The organism is Clostridium celatum DSM 1785 (assembly GCF_000320405.1).
In the GTDB taxonomy this organism is placed as follows: Bacteria; Bacillota; Clostridia; order Clostridiales; family Clostridiaceae; genus Clostridium; species Clostridium celatum.
This window is the reverse complement of record NZ_KB291661.1, coordinates 1-3,533: the sequence shown is the minus strand read 5'-3', so window position 1 is coordinate 3,533 and position 3,533 is coordinate 1. Positions and strand designations below refer to the sequence as shown.

At 26.9% G+C, this 3,533-nt stretch carries 3 protein-coding genes; all 3 read right to left on the bottom strand.

Going from position 1 to position 3,533, the window contains the following annotated elements; translation table 11 throughout:
• Window positions 1-423: 423 nt before the first annotated feature.
• Window positions 424-1,371 carry a patatin-like phospholipase family protein gene (locus tag HMPREF0216_RS11660; RefSeq protein ID WP_005214491.1) on the bottom strand — a complete coding sequence of 316 codons (948 nt, stop codon included), beginning with the start codon at window positions 1,369-1,371 and terminating at the stop codon, window positions 424-426.
• A gap of 52 nt (window positions 1,372-1,423) precedes the next feature.
• Complete coding sequence (locus tag HMPREF0216_RS11655; protein WP_040419804.1) at window positions 1,424-2,404, bottom strand: diaminopimelate dehydrogenase; 981 nt, start codon at window positions 2,402-2,404, stop codon at window positions 1,424-1,426.
• A 353-nt stretch (window positions 2,405-2,757) separates the two neighbouring features.
• Window positions 2,758-3,483: an MBL fold metallo-hydrolase gene (locus HMPREF0216_RS11650; RefSeq protein ID WP_005214489.1), complete on the bottom strand. Its 726-nt coding sequence runs from the start codon at window positions 3,481-3,483 to the stop codon at window positions 2,758-2,760.
• Window positions 3,484-3,533 lie beyond the last annotated feature (50 nt).

Genomic DNA, 3,533 nt, shown 5'->3' with positions numbered 1-3,533 from the left:
TAATAATAATAATAATAATAATAATAATAATAGATGTTGTCCTAATAATTATTATCAAAATTATGGATATAATAACTATGGATATAACAATTATGGATATGGCAGATGTGGAAATTTTGGATCTGGAAACTGCTTCTGTGGCTTATGGCCATTATTATTCTTATTCTGCTTCTAACAAATTTTATTTTTTTTTTAAAAGAGTTTATAAAGTTTTTTTATATTATGAAAACTTCTCATAAACTTAATATTTATTTGTCCTCTAAGTATTGTAAAACTTCAGTGTAAATTTTCAATTATTAATTAATCAAATAAAATATTATTAATATAGAAAAGCTATTTTAATTTATACATAGCTTTTCTATATTAAGTATTTTCTATCTTACGTATTTTACATACAATATATAAAATAAAAATTTTAACACCTTATAGTGACTCATGCTTACTATTTATTGTTTTATTTTTCTTATTACTTTTTATCTTATTTGATAGTTCCTTTGTATAATTATATAGTTTATACAATTTAGGATTCTTTCTTTTCTCTTCATCCTCGCTGGCAAAATTTGTAAGCAGCATTATTGGCTCAAGCTTATTCATTGCATCATTATATCCCTCAATAATTCTTTTCCTTTTAGCTTCCGATTCTAAATTCAACGTTCCAGTAATTGTATTTTCAAATAAATTTTCTGGTGCTATAATTATTAATTTTGAATTAGGATAAAGTGATCTATCTATTTGTGCATCCTTTGAAAGTAAAACAACAATAATTATGTCACAATTTTCTCCATATACAGGTTGTATAGGTACATTATCAACTATTCCTCCATCTATATACTTTTCTCCTAACACTTCTGTACTATCATATATTAATGGCAATGAAGCTGAAGCAAGTACAATATTTTTTCCCGTTTCTTCATCAAAATCATTTATTTTAAAATATTTAGCACTAAAGTTTGTTAGCTTAGTACATGCTGCATAACATATTTTATTATTTTCTTTAATTTTAGCGCAATCAATATATTTATTTATAATATCGATAGCACCATCCTTTGCAATGGCTCCTCGCTCAACATTATCATTTAAAAACTTCTTTGCTAACTGTAGATTTTTTCCACCTAGATATAAACCTATACCTCTTGTAATTAATTCCATCTTACTAATAGGAACTATTTTGTCCATAGTTACTTCTTCCCATAGTTTTTCAGCCTTTTCCATATCATCCATTGCAAATAAAATTGCATTAAAAGCACCTATAGATGTACCTGCAAAAACAGATATATATTGGCTTAAATTTAATTCCTTTAAAGCCTTCCAAACTCCAAGTTCATATGCACCTTTACCGCCACCACCAGCTAATACTAATCCTACTTTCATAACTTCCTTCCCTATCTTTGATATTTTTATCTAAATGAATTTATATATTTTCTTATAATAACTCTCGTCTTAATTCTTCTCCACTTTTTGGTGATAAATAACTAAAAGGAATATCTAAAACTGTATAAGCTCCTGATTTTCCTTCTTTAAATAATTTATATACAGCTCTTGCATAAGCTACTAATATACTTCCTGTAAACTCTGGATTACTATCTAACTCCAAACTAAATTCCATTCTTTGCTTTACATTAGCACTTGTGTTACCACTTCTAACTACAAAACCTCCATGGGGCATCGCACTATGTTTATCTTTTAATTCTTCTTCTGTAATAAAATTTACTTTAGTATTATAATCACTAAAATAATTTTTCATATTAACAATTTCATTCTCAATTTTCTTTAAGTCTGCCCCTTCTTCAGCAACTACATAACATATTCTTTCATGCTTTTCTCTAACAGTAAAATCAGGTGTTTGTCCATTACGTATTTGTTCTATAGCACTTTTAATTGGTATTGTATACTGCACAGCATCTTTTACCCCATTAATATTTCTTATGGCATCTGAATGTCCTTGACTTATACCTTTTCCCCAAAATGTATAATCTTTCCCATCCGGTAAAATAACTTTTCCTAACAATCTATTTAAAGAAAATAATCCTGGATCCCATCCTGCTGATATAAGTGAAATTGTTTTTGCCCTTTTTGCTACCTCATTTATACTATTAAAATGATATGGTATATCTGCATGTGTATCAAAACTATCTATTATATTAAATTTTTCTGCAATCTTAATACTTTGTTTCGGTAAATCTTTAGCAGAACCTCCACATAATATCATTACATCAATTTTATCAATATAATTATCAATTTCTGATATATGAACTATTTTTGAATTTATAGTTTGTACTGTTTGTGGATCTCTTCTTGTAAAAATAGCCTCTAATTCTAAATCAGTATTTTTATTCAAAGCTAACTCTACACCTTTACCTAAATTTCCATATCCAACTATTCCTATTTTAATCTTATTTCTCATGATAAATTTCTTGGTTATTCCCCAAGCTCCTCCCTTCAACAAGTTGCTCTAACTGAAAATATCTACATGAAAATAGTATCATATTTTTTCTTATTTATCCATAATATGGTTTTAGTATAAAACTATTTCATATGTGTAAATCTAGCTATAAAAATACTATGATTTTATATTATAGGGCAGTGTATAAAATTATTCTCTATAAATAATTTTATAAAATAAAAAATAACAAATTAGAAGAACTGTACTATCAATTTCACTCTAATTTGTTATTAAATTTGTTTTAAAATTTTATTAAATTATTAATATTAAATTTTTCTGTAATTTATTCTCTTTAGAGAAAATAGTTAATTTAATTACACTTCTATTATAAGATCATATTTCGCTAATAATATTTCTTTATCAAAAGCTGTATTCGCTTCTTTTAGCAAATCTTCAATATCTCCATGATGTGGTAAATGAGTTAATACTAAAGTATCAACATTACCTTCTTTAGCAACAGTAGCTGCTTCAATTGCCGTCATATGCCCAGACATTCTTCCTCTTTCATATTCATAACAAGAAGCTTCTGCAACTAAAATATTAGCATCCTTACAAAACTCTGGTAATTCATTATAATATCCTGTATCCCCTGTATAAACTATAGTTTTTCCTTCCTCATTAGTAACTTTAATACTATATGCTTCAACTCCATGCTTATTAATATGAGTTGAAAAAGTTAAGCTTCCTATAGTGAATTTCTCTTCTTTCTTAAAATTCTTTCCTATACAAAACTTTTTATATGCTAATATTTCTTCTTCTCCAGGTCCGTATATAACAAGTGGTTCTTTTCTTGCTTCACTAAAAGTATCAAGCATCGTTGCAAAATGCATACATTCTAAATCAGCATAGTGATCTCTATGATAATGGCTTATTATCACTCCATTAAGTTCACTTAAGTTTATATGATTTTGAAGTCTTGCTATTGATCCACTTCCACAATCTAATAATATCTTTGTTTTCTTATCTTCAATTAAATATGCAGATGTAGCTCCATTAACTCTAGGATAAGCTCCATCACATCCAATTATAGTAATTTTCATATCTTTCTCCTTTGTTATTTATTCGATCTGTTAAGTTATATGAACATTGC

Bases quoted from the DNA above. Each gene is read 5' to 3' on its own strand.
- HMPREF0216_RS11660 (WP_005214491.1), bottom strand. From the start codon at position 1,371: ATGAAAGTAGGATTAGTATTAGCTGGTGGTGGCGGTAAAGGTGCATAT.
- HMPREF0216_RS11655 (WP_040419804.1), bottom strand. From the start codon at position 2,404: ATGAGAAATAAGATTAAAATAGGAATAGTTGGATATGGAAATTTAGGT.
- HMPREF0216_RS11650 (WP_005214489.1), bottom strand. From the start codon at position 3,483: ATGAAAATTACTATAATTGGATGTGATGGAGCTTATCCTAGAGTTAAT.